Here is a 16,361-nt window from a genome sequence, read left to right as displayed (position 1 = left end):
AACGGGCCGGCACCGACCGAGCGCTCGAAAGAATGCGGCCACTTTGTCGACTGACAGCTCCGTATGAACAGCCATAGGCCAAAAAACGGTCCCCGATCGCTGAAGCAGCTCTTCAGCAGGCTGTACCCTGCACGATTTCAGCGATGTAGGTCTTTACGGCCTGTGCATCGGCGGGAAGCACTTTGAACCGTCTGGGCAATTGCTCCATGCCATCGAACCGTTCCGGACGACCCGGCTCTCGGCCCAAAGCCTCCCGTATGGTCGCGGCAAACTTGATCGGCAGGGCCGTCTCGAGCACGATCATCGAAACATCCGGCACGGAATGTTCGCGCGCGACTTTTACGCCATCTGCCGTATGTGGATCGATAAGCGTGTTTGAACGTTGCCAGATGTCACGGATCGTCGCCAACCGCTCGGGATGGGTGCTTTTGCCGCTGCGGAAACCGAAGCGATCTGCCGCCCGCGCGAAGGCCAGATCCCGGCTGAGATCGAAGGACCCGCTTTTCCGGAGGTGATAGTCGAACAGCGATTTCGTACGCCCCGCATCACGGCCGAGCAAGTCGAACACGAAACGCTCGAGATTCGATGCCTTGGAGATGTCCATCGAAGGGCTTGAGGTTTCAAACGTGTCGGCTTGGCCGCGCACGCGATAGACACCGATCCGAAAGAATTCGTCCAGCACGTCGTTTTCGTTGGTCGCAACGACGAGACGGGATATGGGAAGGCCCATCATGCGCGCGACATGACCGGCGCAGATGTTGCCGAAATTGCCGGAAGGAACCGTGAAGTCGACCTCTGATGCGTTCTCTGCGGTCACCTGGAAATAGGCCGCGAAGTAATACACCACCTGAGCCAACAGCCGGGCCCAGTTGATCGAGTTGACGGCACCGATCCTGTGGCGCCTTTTGAAGTCGGCATCGCCGGACACGGCTTTCACTATGTCCTGGCAATCGTCGAATACCCCCTCAATGGCGATGTTCTGGATGTTTTCGTCCTGCAGGCTGAACATCTGGGCTTGCTGGAAGGCGCTCATGCGTCCGCGGGGCGACATCATGAAGACGCGGATGCCCTTCTTGCCCCGCATGGCATATTCCGCCGCACTGCCAGTATCGCCGCTGGTCGCGCCGAGGATGTTCAGTTCCTCATGCCGACGCGTCAGTTCGTACTGGAGCAGATTGCCGAGTAACTGCATGGCGATGTCCTTGAACGCCAGCGTCGGACCGTTCGACAGTTCCGCCACGTGGAAGCCCGTCGCAAGCGCTCGCACGGGCACGATCCTAGCGGTCCCAAAAATATCAGCTGTGTAGGTTTTCGCACAAATTGCCTTCAGATCGGCGGGCGGAATATCATCGATGTACAGCGACAGGATTTCAAAGGCGAGGTCCGGATAGGACAAGCCACGCCAGCTGTCGAGCATGGCGTCATCCACCGGCGGGTAGGCCTCGGGCACATACAACCCGCCATCTGGCGCGAGACCTTCAAGCAGAACCTCGCAGAACGTCTTGCGTTCGGGATAGCCGCGAGTGGAGATGTAGTGCATGTGATGCTCTTCCTGAAGCCGGATCGCAGCTAAGACGCTCGCTTGGAACCTCGCCACCCTTCGGCTGTCAGCGGCTGGCGCGCCATAGGTCGATACGGTCCTGTATCCGATAGCCCTGGATAATGGCCGGCATGAACCACGGATTGCCACGATAGAGCGGAATGGAGGCGGGAGGCCGAAAGTCAAAGGCCGTGCGCGCCTGCTCTCCTTGTCCCATCAGCTTATGGGCAGCGCGCATACCGATCCATGGCGCCCAGACCACGCCCGAGCCGCAGAAGCCAGTGGCATAGAGAACACCGTCCTTCTCAAAAATGCGGGGCAGCATGTCGCGGTTCATCGCCACGTTGCCGAACCAGCAGTGCGAAAGGCGCACGTTCTCCAACTCCGGGAAAAGGTTCACCAGACCCTTGCGCAGGAGAAGTTTCGGGGCCACCGGATCCCCGACGCGAGAACTGTCACGGCCCCCCAGCAGGATGCGTTTTCCGTCGGGCGATGGACGATAATAGAAACCGAGTTGCCGGTTTTCGCCCATCATCATCAGCTTCGGCATCAGCCTCGCCATGACATCCGGCGCGAGTTCCTCGGTCACGATAATGCGGCTGCGGACCGGAACCAGGCGGCGGCGCAGGAAGGGAGCGGCGCCGTCGGTATATCCATTGGTACAGACCAGAACTTGCCGGGCATCAACCGTCCCAGCCGACGTCACGACGCGGAACCCCGAACCGTTCCTCTCGATCGACTTGACCCCTGCATGCGAATGGACCGTCAACCCGGATGCAAGCGCCACCCGCAGGAGTTCAGAGTGGAACTTTGCGGGGTGCAGCCCGCCAATGTCCATCCGAACGGTTCCGCCGCGGTAGAAATCGGTGCCGATATAGTTCCGCTGCTCGGCATGCGGAACGGCGTAGGACTCGATCCCCAGTTTCTTCGCAAGCGCCTCGGCGCCGCGCGCCATCTTTTCATACTGTTCATATCCGAAAGCGCCTTTGAACTGGCCAACCAGTCGGAAGTCGCAATCGAGCCCTTCGGTCTTGATGAAGTCGTAGAGGAATTCACGCGCAACCTTGCCCTCGGCCTCGATTGCCAATGCCTTCGCTTCACCGAAGCGCCGGGTGATCGTGGCATGGTCCGGCCGGATGGTCCCGCTCGTAATTCCGCCGTTGCGGGTGGAAGCACCTTCGCCCGGATTCATCGCATCAAAAGCGGCGACCGAGCGTCCCTCGCGCGCCAGCACAAGCCCGGCGGAAAGTCCGGCATAACCGGCACCGACAATTGCCACGTCAAGTGTCTTTGCAACCGGCTGCGGTGGCAGCGGCATGACGGGCGCCGCTTCCCACCAGTATGGCGTGTTCTTTTCGATTCTTGGCTCGTGCATGTGACTGACTTCTCTTGTAGTTCCAGGGATTATGAGAGTGGTCGCTCGCGGCGCTTCAAATATGGTCGTCCCGGACGTCCAGAGCGTCACGCAGTCCGTCACCAATGAAATTGAAACTGGTCACAGCGATGGTGATGGCCGCTCCGGGAATGATGGCCAGCCAAGGTGCGCTGCCCAGATACTGCTGGGCGCCGTTGAGCATGTTGCCCCAACTTGGCAGTGGCGGCTGGATCCCATAGCCGAGGAAGCTGATGTAGGCTTCCATGAGAATGGCGCGCGCCACTGTCAAGGTGGAAGCCACGATGATCGGTCCCATGGCGTTGGGCAGTATTTCGCGGAACATGATGTGGGTGCCGCTCAATCCCAGCATGCGCCCGGCGAGGACGAACTCGCGTTCGCGCAACGAGCGCACTTCCGCTTCGACGATACGGGCAACCTCCATCCAACTCGTGAGGGCGATGATGACGGTGATCATCACGGGGCTGGGCTTGAGTGCCGCAGCCAGCGCCAGCAGCAGAAAGATCGATGGAAACGACAGGAAGCCATCGACCGTGCGCATCAGCGTGGCCCCAATCCAGCCGCCGCGATAGCCCGCGATCACGCCGACCATCGTGCCGACGAGCGTCGACAACACCATGGCGAAGAAACCCACCAGCAGCGAGATTCGTCCCGCCATCAAGAGTCTGGCCGCAAGGTCACGACCAAGTGGATCGGTGCCTAGAAAGTGGTAACCGGTCAACGGGGGGGCAAATCGGGCCCGCAGATCGATGTAGAGTGAGTCATAAGGCAAGAGATGGGGACCGACGACACAAGCCAGGGTCAGGAGAACGATCATAGTCAACCCGAGCAGGGCCAGGCGATGCCGCATGAAACGACGTGCCGCGCGGTTGTTTCTCCAGCGGCTTGGAGCTGCATTTACGGTGAGAGCGGTCATATCGGCTGTCTCCTGTCGGGAAGTTGCGCGCTCAGGCCAGACGAATGCGCGGATCGACAATAGCGACGACTATGTCGGCGATCAGGTTTCCAAGCAGAACGAGGATAGCCGAGAACATCAAAAGCCCCATCACAACCGGGTAGTCGCTGTAGCCCAGGCTATCGAGAAACAACCGTCCCATTCCTGGCCAGGTAAAGACAGTTTCGGTTACCAGCGCGCCGGTCAGAATGCTGGGAAGCTGCATCCCGGCCAGGGTGATCATCGGCAAGAGCGCGTTGCCGACGACATGCTTCATCAGAATCCGGCGTTCACTCAACCCCTTGGCCCGAGCCGTCTTGACGAAGTCCTGGCTGATGGCGTCGAGCGTCGCCGTCCGCATGTAGCGGCTCCAGATCGCCACATGGACCAGCGACAGCACGATGCTTGGCAGGATCAGATGATGAAGGTAGCCCAGGATCGAGCTATCGCCGATCTCGGACATGTTGCCCGCCGGCAGCCAGCCCAATTTCAGGGTAAAGATGTAGATGCCGACGAGGCCGAACCAGAAGGTTGGGACCGACAACGCGACCATGGCGCCAACCGTTGCAAGATAATCGAAGAGCGAGTAGCGGCGCGTGGCGCCACGGATCCCGATCCAGGCGCCGATGGAAATCGCAATTGCGGTCGAGGACCCCATCAGCAGCAGCGTGGCGAACACATGGCTGCCGATGATCTGCAATACCGGCGCTCCGTCGCGGAAGGAGTGACCCCAGTCGCCCCGCACCAGTCGCCATGCCCAGTCCAGATATTGGATCCATATGGGTCGATCGAGGCCCAGCAGCCCCTTGAGGCGCTCGATATCCTGCTGGGTCATTCCGGGATCGAGCCCGAATTGCGCCAGCGGGCCGCCAGGAAGGAGATTCAAAATGCCGAAGCCGATGATCGAAACGATCACAAGCAGCACTAGGCTCTGCGAGAGGCGATTGAGCAGGAAGCCGCGCATTCGAGTCCTCCTTGATGGATTTTGCGATTTCGGTCTGTTGCCGCCGCCCGCGTGAAATCGGCCGGCGGCAACTGCGTGGATTAGGCCTTCCAATGCCAGGCCGCGGCATCCCAGGAGGCCGTGCGGGTGTTGGCATTAGGCTTGAAACCGTCCAAGCCGGCCTTGCGTCCGAGCACGTTTGTAAGCGCTGACAGCGGCAGGAAGGGCAGATCCTGGCGCACTATTTCCTGCACGCGATTATAGATCCCGCGCCGCTCCTCAGGATCGAAGATGCGAGCACCCTTTTCGAGAAGGGCATCGACCTCAGGATTGGAATATTGCCCGGTGTTCGAGCCGTGTCCGCCTTGAGCGGCGATTGCCTTCGTATGAAGGCGATTTGTGGCATCGGGGTCCGCGGCAATCAGATAGGTAACGCCGACCATAGCTGTGTCGAATTGTGACTTCAGCCAGAATTCGCCCCACATGACTGCGGCCGGCAAATTTGAGATCGTCATCTCGACGCCGATCTCCGCAAACGTCTGCTGCAGGAACTGCTGCGTCTGCTCGCGGAGGTTGTTGCCAGACGTCGTTGAGTTGGAGAAGGACAGCCGCACTCCATCTTTGGCGCGGATTCCATCCGGCCCTGGCTTCCAGCCGGCCTCGTCAAGAATCTGACGCGCACGGTCCAGATTGAACTCCTGCACGGGCAGGTTCGGATTGTAGTAGTAGGACTCCTTCGGCATGAAGGTCTCCGTGAGCGTGCCGACGCCATAGTAGATCGTGTCGACGATGGCTTTCCTGTCCATCGCGGCGTAGAGCGCCTGGCGAACTGCCAAGTCCTTGAACTGCGGGCGGCCCAAATTCAGATAGATCGACTCCAGGGATGACCCGGTCTCCAGCGTTACTACACGGTCCGGCAATTCGCGGGCTTCAGCGTAATGGTCGGCAGTGATATACGCCTGATCGACCAGGTCTACGTCGCCACTCTTGAACTGCGTGTAGAGCACGGTCAGATCGGGAATGTATTTGAAAATGAGTTTCTCGACATAAGGACCTTCGCCGGCGTACTCAGGATTGGCGACGAGCTCGATATGATCACCCGCGACGCGCTGGCTCCATTTGAATGCGCCGGTGCCGACCGGCGCCTGGTTGAACGCCGCTGTATTCGGATCCGCCTCTTTCTCCAGAATGTGCTTGGGAACGATGAATGTTTCGGCCAGGAAGGAAAGATAGGGAGCAAAAGCCTCCTTCATGCGCCATGTGATCTCGGTTGGGGAAACCACTTTGATGTCCTGCACGAGCGAATGGCCGCTTGTACGCCAGGCGCGAAACTTTGGGTTCGTGATTAGCTCAAGAGTGTACTTCACGTCCTCGGCCGTGAAGGGCTCACCGTCGTGCCACCGGGCATTGTCACGCAATCGGATGCGCCAATTTAAGCCGTCCGCCGAAATGCCGCCATTCTTCTGACTTGGCACCTCGGCTGCGAGATTCGGCTGGAGGACGCCTTCAGCATCCATCCTGACCAGCGCATCGAAAACCGAGAAGTGGACCGCGTCATCGACTTCGATATGCGCCATCAACGGATTGAACACCGTTGGCTCTTGTGAAAGACCGACGACGACGCGACCGACCGGACCCGTGGCAGGGGTCTTGGCGAAAGCGGACTTGCCCAGAAGATTGGGCGCGATCAAGCCTGCAGCTCCGCCTAGCGCCATCAGTCGCAGCGCCTGGCGTCTCGAGTAGTTGGATGTGGTCGTTGAATTTTTGGTCATGGTAGTTCCTCTCTTGTTATTTCTTATGCGTTTGCTGCAATGGGACGGGTATTGCCCGGCCTCTCCCCTGGAATTGCCGCCACGAGTTGGCGCGTGTACGCCGCTTGCGGGTTCAGGAATATCTGGGAGGGCGGTCCGCGCTCGACGATCCGGCCCTTCTGCATCACGGCGATTTCGTCGCAGATCTGGCTGGCCACGCGCAGGTCGTGGGTGATGAAGACCATCGACACGCCGGTCTCGCGCTGGATCTGATCCAGAAGCTGAAGGATCTGTGCCTGGATCGACACGTCGAGCGCGGAGACCGCCTCGTCGGCAATCAACAGCTTCGGCTTGAACATCAGCGCACGGGCGATGCCGATCCGCTGGCGTTGCCCGCCCGAAAACTCGTGCGGATAGCGGCCGAAGGCGCCGGCATCGAGACCGACATGAGCCAGAAGAGCACGCGCTTCGTCGCGCGCCTGGGCATAGGGCATCCCGTGAGCCACCGGACCCACGGTCATGATGTGGCCGACGGTTGAGCGTGGGTTCAGAGACGCGAAGGGATCCTGGAAGATCATCTGGATCCGCGGTCTAAGCGGGCGGAACTTCGCTTCGGAAAGCTTGGCTATGTCGGATCCCTCGAACAAAATCCCGCCGCCGTCGCTGTCCAGCAGCTTGATCAGCAGCCGGCCCAGTGACGATTTTCCCGAGCCGCTCTCGCCTACGACTCCCAGCGTGCGGCCAGGAGCCAGTTCGAACGAAACCTCGTTCACCGCCGTCACAATCCGCTGCGCGCCGAACAGCGCGCTGCCGCCACGATAGGTCTTCACCAGACCCTCGACTTTCAGGATCGGCTCCTTGCTAGCGGGCTCGGCACGAGGGCGATCCTCGCCGGTCAGATGCGGTACGGCTGCAATCAGGCGCTGGGTGTAAGGATGCTTGGGCGCCTTCAACACCTGCTCGGCCCCGCCCTGTTCGACAATGTGGCCCTTTTCCATCACCACCACGCTGTCGGCTATCTCGGCCACCACGCCGAAATCGTGGGTGATGAACATCACGCTCATGCCCTTGCGGCGCTGAATGTCGCGGATCAGTTCCAGGATCTGTGCCTGGGTGGTGACATCGAGCGCGGTGGTTGGCTCATCGGCGATCAGCACCGTCGGCTCGAGTGCCAGGGCCATGGCGATCATGACGCGCTGCCGCTGCCCGCCAGAAAGCCGGAAAGGATACTGGTGATACATGAGTTCGGGGTCTGGCAGGCCCACTTCGGCGAGCAGCTCAATGGCGCGGTCGCGGCAGGTTTTTGGCGTGCCGTATCCATGCGCTGCCATGACCTCGTCAATCTGCGCGCCCACGGTCATCAGGGGGTTGAGCGCCGAGAGCGGATCCTGAAAGATCATCGACACGACCCGGCCACGCAGGTTGCGCAGCTTGTCGGGCGACATGCCGATGATGTTCATTCCCTCCAGTTGGATGACACCCGACGTGGTGCGGATCACCTTTGGCAGAAGTCCCATGATCGCGTTCGCGGTGACCGACTTGCCCGATCCGGACTCACCGATGATGCAGAGGATCTGGCCGCGTTTCAGATCAAACGAGATATTTTCGACCGCATGGACCCGCTCCATGCCGGCCGGCAGGCTTACGGTCAGATCGCGCACCGAAAGCGCCACTTCATGAGGAGCTACAGCTTGGATGCTCGCGATCATCGAGACCTCTCCCTTTTCATCTGCGCTCTTCAGCCCGCTGCGGATTGCGTTTTCGATCTCCGCCTCGGGGCGATCAATCGGTCAAACTGTTCCCTATCGTGAACTCTCCGGCTCACTTTCCAAGCCTCCCCTTCTGAAGCCTGCCGCCTACTTGGCTCTTGGCACTGTCCGGGGAGTAACGGACCTTAGTCACCGATGAGTGTGACTCTTTCTGGCCGAGAGAATCGCCGAAACTTAGCAGGCAGGCAGCAGGAACTTCCGCAGAGGGAGCCCAAATTGGTATTTCACTCTGCGCCTATTCCGGCATTCGAGCCACGCGAGCGGGTTCGGTGGACGTTTACATTTCGGCTGTTGCAGTCGCCGCCCTGAAAGTTTCTGACGGTGGTCACGGAATGCAACGCACAGCGCCACGGCGTGGTAATGTGGGATGAGATCGCGGCCGAGGTGTCGCGGGAGTGACGCGCGTGGGACAAGATACTGGTTGATGCTATGACGGTACGTATGACGCTCAAACATCGCAGTGGCGAAACGATTGTCGCCACCGCCCTTCATGGCGATATATTGTCCGACATTGCAGGGGCGCTGGCGGGGGGCCTGGGGGTGGACACCACCGCAAACGTTGAGCCCGATCGATATCCCTTGATGTTCGAGCCAATTCACGGCTCGGCTTTCGACGTTGCTGGCAAAGGTATCGCCAACTCCATCGCCACCTTCTGTACCGCCGCCCGGATGCTTGAACATCTGGGCGAGAGCCCAGCGGCCATACGGTTGATGAGGACCGTGGAAACGGTCTCGAGCGAAGGCGTGCTGACGCCGGATGTGCGAAGGACAGCGACCACGCACGAAGCGATCGATGACGTCTGCCGGACGACCCGCGGTTCGAACGTGTGACAGGTTTACGATGAAGCTCGACAAAATCGACATCAAGATCTTAGCACAACTGCAAAAGAACGGGCGGCTCACGAATGTCGAGCTTGCCGACTTGGTCAACCTTTCACAGAGCCCTTGCCTGATGCGGGTGAAAAAACTTCAGGCAGAAGGTTTCATCACCGGTTATTCGGCCCAGATCGACGTCGCGAAGCTGGGGCAGACTCTGACGGTTTTCACCGAAGTGACGCTCAAGCATCATCAGCATAACGACTTCGCGAGATTTCTCATCGCCATTCAGAAGGTAGAGTCGGTCATAGAATGCCACCTGGTTTCAGGGGGTTACGATTATCTTGTGAAGTTTGTCACAGCTGGGATTACTGAATACCAGACGATCATGGAGCGCTTGATCGAATTGGATATTGGAATCGACAAATATTTCAGCTTCGTCGTGCTGAAGTCACCGATCGCGAAGTCCCATTTGCCACTCGATACCATTTTCGACAGATGAGAAGGCAGCTCCCGGTCTTCAGCCCAGAGAGCGCTCCCTTCAAACCGAAGTCCTCTCGAGCAACGTGAGTGACACCTGGTCGAAATAGAGAAAGGGGCGGTCTCCACCGCCCCTTTCTGTTGTTCCAGCGCGCCTATACGCGTTCAGTCTCTGCAGAAACTAACCAAGCCCGCCAACATGAAAGGTCTTGATCTCGAGATATTCCTCGATGCCGAGCTGCGATCCTTCGCGGCCAACTCCTGACTGCTTGACACCGCCGAAAGGCGCAACCTCGGTCGAGATCAGGCCTGTGTTGAGCCCGATCATACCGAACTCCAACGCCTCGGCAACACGCCATGACCGTTTGAGATTGTCTGTATAGAAGTAAGCGGCAAGGCCGAACGGCGTATTGTTCGCAATTGCGATGGCCTCGTCCTCCGTCTCGAAGCGAAAAAGGGGCGCCACCGGACCGAACGTCTCTTCCGATGCCAGGAGCATCTCGGTAGTGGCCTCTCCCAGCACGACGGGCCGTGCATATTGCTTGCCGTCGGGCACTGCCTCGCTTTGGGCGATGATCTGCGCGCCTTTCTCTTTCGCATCCGCGATGTGACGCTCGATCTTGTCGAGCGCGGCCGCGTTGATCATTGGGCCGATCTCAGTACCCTCGTCGGTCCCTGCGCCAACCTTCATCCGCGCGACGCGCAGGCTCAGCTTTTCGGCGAAAGCGTCGTAAACGCCTTCCTGCACGAGAATTCGGTTCGCGCAGACGCAGGTTTGACCGCCATTGCGGAACTTGGATGCGATCACCCCTTCAACTGCCTTGTCCAAATCGGCGTCATCGAACACGATAAAGGGCGCGTTGCCGCCGAGCTCGAGGCTCAGCCGCTTGATGCTATCGGCAGCGCCACGCATGAGCAGCGCACCGACGCGCGTCGAGCCGGTGAACGAGATCTTGCGCACCGTCCCGTTCGCCATCAGTTCGTTGCCGATTTCGGTGGGCATGCCGGTGACAATGTTGATCACCCCGGGCGGAATACCTGCCCGTTCCGCCAGAACGCCGAGCGCCAGTGCCGAGAATGGTGTAAATTCCGACGGCTTGATGACAACCGTACAACCCGCAGCCAGCGCCGGCGCCACCTTGCGCGTGATCATCGCGTTGGGGAAATTCCACGGCGTGATGATGGCGCAGACGCCGACGGCCTCCTTCAGCACCAGAATGCGGCGATCGGGCGTGGGTGACGGAATTGTCGAGCCACCGATCCGGCGTGCTTCTTCGGCGAACCATTTGACGAAGGAGGCGCCATAGCGGATTTCGGCGCGTGCCTCCGCCAAAGGCTTGCCCTGTTCCAGCGTCAGCAGCAATGCCAGGTCAGCCTCATTTTCCAGTATCAGACTATGCCAGCTTTCCAGAAATGCTGCACGTTCGGCATGGGTCCTGGCCTTCCAGTCGTAAAGCGCCGCCTGCGCCGCGTCTATTGCTGCCCTTGTTTCATCAATGCCCATATCGGGCACCGTTCCAAGGACTTCCAGACTTGCTGGGTCGGTCACATCGACCGTCTCATTGCTGTGCGCATGCTGCCAAACATCTCCGATGAGCGCCCGTTGGCGAAACAGGTCCGCATCCTTCAGGAAACCAATCTTCGTGATTGCATTCATGGTCGTCATTTGTCCTTTCAGCCGATGCCGCCGGCGCGCCTTGCACGATGGAATTCGTCCGCGTGTCGCCGCAATCGTATCTTTCGCGAATCCTTGATCGATGAGCACGCTCTTGAAATTACCGGGCGAAACAGGTTTCCCGCCCGATATCCTGCTGCTGCTAGACCCGTTGTAGCCGCCGCTCGGAAGGTCGCCCAAGCGCGCCCAGTTGCTAACGGATGAATCGCGCATTTCCAGCGCGCCGTCCGTCCACGCCCGTTTATTCCCGATGAACAAAGTTTCCTGTAACGGATCGAAGCTCTACGTCGCGGTATCTGATGATAGTGGAGAGCACACCGCATTTTTCATTGAGATTGCGCCCTCTGACCGTGATCACATTGCGTCAGCCAGGACTTCGAAAGCCGATCGTGCTGCAATCGCGGCCGTTCTATTCGGCGGGATCTTGTGCATTGAAATTAGTCATTCACCACTACGTAGATCTTGCGCACGGTCTTGATCGTGCGCCACACGCCGACAAAACCAGGTTTCATCACGAAACTGTCGCCGGCGCGATAAGTCTTGGTCTCGCCGTCCTTCTCCTCGATTTCAATCACACCCGAAATGATGTGACAGAACTCGTAGGTGCTGCCTTTCACCGAATGCGTAACGCCGGGTGTAGCCTCCCAGACGCCAGCCAGAACCTTCTCACTTTTCGAAGCGTCCTGCGCCCAAGTCTTGAAGGATGGAGCGCCGGAGATGAGTCGCTCCGGCAACGGCAATGACTGCTTCGGCGTGAAGGCGGGATTCGTGTCGATCGAGATCAGAAGTGACATGTGATGTTTCCTGTTAGCAGCCAAGTTTCCGATCGGCGACGCCGATCAGTTCTCCCAGGCGCGGTGACGCCGGGTATTCTCCACCAGCGATCGCGCAGCCCTATGCATGCTGGGGCTGCGGAAAATGCGATCAGCTTCGCGAAAACTTCTTCGACATTCACGAGTACCGCTGACTGCTTCGGCGTGAAGGCGGGATTCGTGTCGATCGAGATCAGAAGTGACATGTGATGTTTCCTGTTAGCAGCCAAGTTTCCGATCGGCGACGCCGATCAGTTCTCCCAGGCGCGGTGACGCCGGGTATTCTCCACCAGCGATCGCGCAGCCCTATGCATGCTGGGGCTGCGGAAAATGCGATCAGCTTCGCGAAAACTTCTTCGACATTCACGAGTACCGCTCGCCAGCGCTATTCATCGGATGCAGATAATGTCGCAGCCCGCGGGAGCATTCCCTGCCGAACGGCGCAGCGCTTTGGCTGAAGATTTTGAATATTAGGTCAGAACCAGCGAAACTTGCTGGCCTTCGAGTGCAACTTTGGGGCAAAAGAGGGCTGCAAAACCGTGCAACAGGCACCCGATCGAGACGTGCTCGCGAGCTTGGCAATTCGATAAAGGAGCGGGTCGACCTAAATGCAAAGATCAGTGCACCTGAAATCTTTCGAACTGGTCGCGCGCGACATTGATGATGTCGACGTAAAGCTGCTGCATGCGCTCTCGATTTCGGTCCGGTGGCCGCATCGGCCAAAGGATTGGGAACTGCTGCGCCGTGCCGGCCGCGGCATCGTTGCTGTGGACGGGATCGGACGGGTTTTCGGCAGTGCGATGTGGTTTCCCCATGGGGACGATTTCGCCACCATCGGTTTGGTCATCACAACGCCCCGCACGCAAGCGCAAGGGGGCGGTCGATGGCTCATGAACTTGGTTCTGAAAGAGTGTGGCGATCGGAGCTTGACGCTCAACGCCACCCACGCTGCTTATCCTCTCTATGTCTCACTCGGCTTCACCGCCGAGGCGACTGTATACTTGCGCCAAGGCGAGGTCTCACAGTCGCTCCCGGCTCCGCACTTGGACGGCGAATTGAAGGCCTTGTCGAGCGATAGGCTGCAGGAGATCACGGCGCTGGATACCCGCGCGTTTGGGACAAACCGCGAGAGGCTGCTCGCGTTGCTCGCCGCGGATGCTTCAATTTGCACTTTGAGCCGTAGCGGCGAGATCGTCGGGTATTCCATGTGTCGCGAATTCGGGGGTGGTTTTGTAGTCGGCCCGATCGTCGCGCGCGACGAACTCGACGCGATCCATCTTACAGCTGTGCATCTGAAAAATCTGATCGGGCGGTTCGTCCGCGTCGACACGCGCGAAAAGGACGGCGCGTTTGCCGAGTTCCTCCAGCAGAGCGGCCTTGATATCGCGGAGTCTGTTACGACCATGTCCAAAGGGCGCCGCTTCCTCAACCGAGAACACAACCAACCTTGGGTTTACGGTCTGGCCAGCCATGCATTCAGCTGAATACGAGCACGGTCTAGTAAACGCGGAGCGTTCGCCGACAACTCGAAAGCCCGGAGCAGGAGGGCCATCATAGGAGACTGCCGCCAGCCACTACCGCGATCCCAATGATCGTGAATATTTCCGAAGACGTTGTCAGGCTGGCATACCCTGCCCATCAGATCGAAATGACCGATTTCCAGCCCCCTGCCTGCCGCGTGGCCCCGAGTGCGAAATGGCACTGGCCGTATACTGGACACCGGTCCAGACGAGGTCGCGCGGGAATGGACCGAGCGATTCCTGAGCGCATTCTGATGCGACTCGTGCCGGTTTGCCTCATTCCCCGCAAGACTTAGGAACGTGGGTCCCGCTCACTTGTCTGCCGACACCTTGACCTTGCTTGGAGTGCCTGTTTTCCATCTCTTCAGATGGCGGCGATGTCCAGCTTCGAACCGTCGACCAGACGCGACAGCCGGAACGGTCCGGGATTGACGGAAGGTGTGTCGTTCACGACAAGTTCTGCAGCTAGATAGCCGAGCCCCGGGCCCAAACCGAAGCCGTGACCCGAGCAGCCCGCCGCGAGGACGAGGCCTTCCACCCCGTCGATCTGCGAGACGACAGGCACCGCGTCCGGCGTGCAATCAACGAAGCCACCCCAGGCGCTATCGATCTCTATGTCGCGAAGTTGGGGAAACGTTTTCCGGACACTCTCCAACACTTGGCCCACCAGCCATTTCAAGGGCGGTGGATCCAGCACGCGATTCTGTTCAAAGATCCGATCATCGTTGGTCAGCAGCGCCTGCATTGAATCCGGACCCGAAACGAACGAATGACCGACGCCGAGCCTGACGTTCTTCAGGCGGCGCAAGAACTGCGGCATGAATTCCCGGCCGTACCGGATAGCCTGGGGCGTAATCTCGAGGTTTGCCTTGCCGCTGATGGCAAGGGTATAGCTGCCGTCCAGTCGGCGTGTGATCGTGCAGTAGGGGGTGGAGACTGCCTCGCCTATGTTGATTGTCGGGGTGGAACGCAGCGCGGTCTGCCGAATGCTCGCTTGGGGGAAACTGATCCCGAGCGGCCGAAGAAAGCGCGAGGACCAAGCGCCGGCGGCGCACAGCACCGCGCTGGTTCTGATGTGGCCCTTCTCGGTGTGCACGCCCGCAATCTTGCCATTGGTCAAGTCGAGCGCCCGCGCGGCGCATCCCTGGTGGATCGTGGCGCCCAGAGCTCTGGCCCCTTCGGCGATAGCCGGCGCGGCGAGCGCAGGTTCGGCCTTGCCGTCCCGCTCCGAATAGGTCCCGCCGACCCATTTGTCGCGCGCTTCGGGGACGCGCTCGGCCACCTCCGCCCGGCTCAGCACGCGGGTGTCGACCTCGTACTCCCTGGCGACCTCGCGCCACCTTTCCCAGCCGGCGAGCACAGCCTCGTCGTGGGTCGCATAGACGAGACCGCAGCGTCGGAATCCGAGGTCCCGATTGATATCGCGCGTGAGTTCGTCCCACAGTCGCATGGAGATCACCGAGAGCGGCAGTTCGCGCCGGTCGCGGTTCTGCTGGCGGCACCAACCCCAGTTTCGGCTCGATTGTTCACAGGCGACGTGGCCCTTATCGAGGAGCGCCACAGAGAGGCCACGCTTCGCCAGGTAATAGGCGGCCGTAGAGCCGAGGATGCCCCCGCCGACGACTACGACGTCGGCCTCGGCCGGGAGACGCTCATCGCTGTGAATGCGTTCGACGCGGGGCGACATGTTCAAACCAACCTCGGCTGCCAGGAATGCGGAAGCAAAGTTCCGATCAGCCTTCATCGCATCGTGCGCTCGATAGAATTTGCCGAAATCATCCAGGACTTCGCAAGATGTTCGGGTTTTTGACCGCTTGATCGATAAGAGTTGCTCAAGCGCCGACCGAGTTCCAGTTCGGCGTCGAGCGGCGCAACATGCGCGCGTGCTCGTTATCGCACTTGTGGGCCTGCTCCGCTTTCGGCCGGTGGCGTTGAAAAACTCGCGTTTGCGCTTGCGTCGAACCGGCGGCTTAGAGCCGCCTGGTAGCTATCGTTTCTAGCTATCAAATCCGCAGAGCGGGCTGGGTCAGCGTTGATCAAGCAATTTGATCTGGAGATCTTCCCAGTGCTCCTTGAAAGCTTCTCGGGCGGTGTCGTAGTGGCGGCTTCTCAGGCCGTTGATGAGCCGCTCGTGCTCTAACGCCATTTCCTCAGCCGTCCCATAGAAATCCTGCCGCTGGACGAGGAGAAGCTCAATCTCGCCTTCTAGGCCCGAATAGGTTCGCTCCAGTCGAGCGCTCCCACTCGCCGCGACAATGGCGCGATGGAAGTCGCGGTCCGCGGTAACCAGCGCGGACCTGTCAGATGACAGGGTGGAGGCATGCATAACCGCGACCGCCTTGAGCGCCAGGGGCGGAATGACTCCGGTCAGCACGATCAAACGAATGGCTTCGCCCTCTATGGCGCCCCGAACGCGTGTGATGTCGACAATGTCGTCTGGTCCGAATTCGGGCAGCACGAACCCTCGGTTCGGTATTTGACGCAGCAAGCCCTGGGTGACGAGTACCTGGGCCGCCGTACGGAATGTGTGCCGTGAGGTCGAATGCTCCTCGCACATCCTGGCGTCGCGGAGAAATTCGCCAGGCTGGAAATCTCCCGACAAGATGCGCCCTCGCAAGTCGTGCGTCAGGGCTTCTACTGCGCTAACGGGGAAAGGCTCAGCGTTGGTTTCTATGTCTTGGACTTGCTTCATGGCCTTGGTCTTCGATGTTGCGCGTGCAGCTACGCC

At 59.7% G+C, this 16,361-nt stretch carries 13 protein-coding genes and 1 pseudogene; 3 read left to right on the top strand and 11 right to left on the bottom strand.

Going from position 1 to position 16,361, the window contains the following annotated elements:
• Positions 1-112: 112 nt before the first annotated feature.
• The 6 genes from thrC to LB543_RS22630 form a co-directional block, all read right to left on the bottom strand.
• The gene (gene thrC, locus LB543_RS22655; RefSeq protein ID WP_224615586.1) at positions 113-1,540 is read right to left on the bottom strand and encodes a threonine synthase; all 1,428 of its coding nucleotides are present in this window, start codon (positions 1,538-1,540) and stop codon (positions 113-115) included.
• A 67-nt stretch (positions 1,541-1,607) separates the two neighbouring features.
• Complete coding sequence (locus LB543_RS22650) at positions 1,608-2,915, bottom strand: NAD(P)/FAD-dependent oxidoreductase (RefSeq protein WP_224615585.1); 1,308 nt, start codon at positions 2,913-2,915, stop codon at positions 1,608-1,610.
• Positions 2,916-2,970: 55 nt separating this feature from the next.
• The gene (locus LB543_RS22645) at positions 2,971-3,849 is read right to left on the bottom strand and encodes an ABC transporter permease (protein WP_224615584.1); all 879 of its coding nucleotides are present in this window, start codon (positions 3,847-3,849) and stop codon (positions 2,971-2,973) included.
• A 31-nt stretch (positions 3,850-3,880) separates the two neighbouring features.
• A complete protein-coding gene (locus LB543_RS22640) occupies positions 3,881-4,831 on the bottom strand; it encodes an ABC transporter permease (RefSeq protein WP_224615583.1) in 951 nt (316 codons plus the stop codon).
• Positions 4,832-4,911: 80 nt separating this feature from the next.
• Positions 4,912-6,582, bottom strand: a complete 1,671-nt coding sequence (locus LB543_RS22635) for a peptide ABC transporter substrate-binding protein (RefSeq protein ID WP_224615582.1) — start codon at positions 6,580-6,582, stop codon at positions 4,912-4,914.
• A 23-nt stretch (positions 6,583-6,605) separates the two neighbouring features.
• Positions 6,606-8,270, bottom strand: coding sequence for an ABC transporter ATP-binding protein (locus tag LB543_RS22630; RefSeq protein WP_224615581.1), 1,665 nt, complete (start codon positions 8,268-8,270; stop codon positions 6,606-6,608).
• 336 nt (positions 8,271-8,606) lie between these two features.
• Between LB543_RS22630 and LB543_RS22625 the strand changes: the two are divergent.
• Positions 8,607-9,161, top strand: a pseudogene (locus LB543_RS22625) (isocitrate/isopropylmalate family dehydrogenase); the annotation flags it as partial.
• A 10-nt stretch (positions 9,162-9,171) separates the two neighbouring features.
• Entirely contained in the window at positions 9,172-9,648 is a 477-nt protein-coding gene (locus LB543_RS22620) for an Lrp/AsnC family transcriptional regulator (RefSeq protein WP_224615580.1), read from the top strand.
• Positions 9,649-9,807: 159 nt separating this feature from the next.
• Here LB543_RS22620 and LB543_RS22615 read toward each other — a convergent pair whose 3' ends face one another.
• The 3 genes from LB543_RS22615 to LB543_RS22605 form a co-directional block, all read right to left on the bottom strand.
• Entirely contained in the window at positions 9,808-11,283 is a 1,476-nt protein-coding gene (locus LB543_RS22615) for an NAD-dependent succinate-semialdehyde dehydrogenase (protein WP_224615637.1), read from the bottom strand.
• A gap of 455 nt (positions 11,284-11,738) precedes the next feature.
• On the bottom strand, positions 11,739-12,095 hold the full coding sequence (locus tag LB543_RS22610; RefSeq protein WP_224615579.1) for a cupin domain-containing protein: 357 nt from the start codon (positions 12,093-12,095) through the stop codon (positions 11,739-11,741).
• Complete coding sequence (locus LB543_RS22605; protein ID WP_224615578.1) at positions 12,083-12,319, bottom strand: hypothetical protein; 237 nt, start codon at positions 12,317-12,319, stop codon at positions 12,083-12,085. Before LB543_RS22605 ends, LB543_RS22610 begins: the two co-directional genes overlap by 13 nt.
• Positions 12,320-12,721: 402 nt before the next feature.
• On the opposite strand from LB543_RS22605, the gene LB543_RS22600 reads away from it, so the two are divergent.
• Complete coding sequence (locus LB543_RS22600) at positions 12,722-13,597, top strand: GNAT family N-acetyltransferase (RefSeq protein ID WP_224615577.1); 876 nt, start codon at positions 12,722-12,724, stop codon at positions 13,595-13,597.
• Between the two features lie 400 nt (positions 13,598-13,997).
• On the opposite strand, the gene LB543_RS22595 is transcribed toward LB543_RS22600, so the two are convergent.
• Both LB543_RS22595 and LB543_RS22590 read right to left on the bottom strand, forming a co-directional pair.
• On the bottom strand, positions 13,998-15,320 hold the full coding sequence (locus tag LB543_RS22595) for an NAD(P)/FAD-dependent oxidoreductase (RefSeq protein ID WP_224615636.1): 1,323 nt from the start codon (positions 15,318-15,320) through the stop codon (positions 13,998-14,000).
• A 339-nt stretch (positions 15,321-15,659) separates the two neighbouring features.
• A complete protein-coding gene (locus LB543_RS22590) occupies positions 15,660-16,325 on the bottom strand; it encodes a GntR family transcriptional regulator (RefSeq protein WP_189605989.1) in 666 nt (221 codons plus the stop codon).
• Between the last annotated feature and the right edge of the window lie 36 nt (positions 16,326-16,361).

Source organism: Mesorhizobium sp. ESP7-2 (assembly GCF_020164715.1).
Taxonomy (GTDB): domain Bacteria; phylum Pseudomonadota; class Alphaproteobacteria; order Rhizobiales; family Rhizobiaceae; genus Mesorhizobium.
The sequence above is the reverse complement of the archived record's forward strand: the minus strand, read 5'-3'. Positions and strand labels throughout refer to the sequence as shown.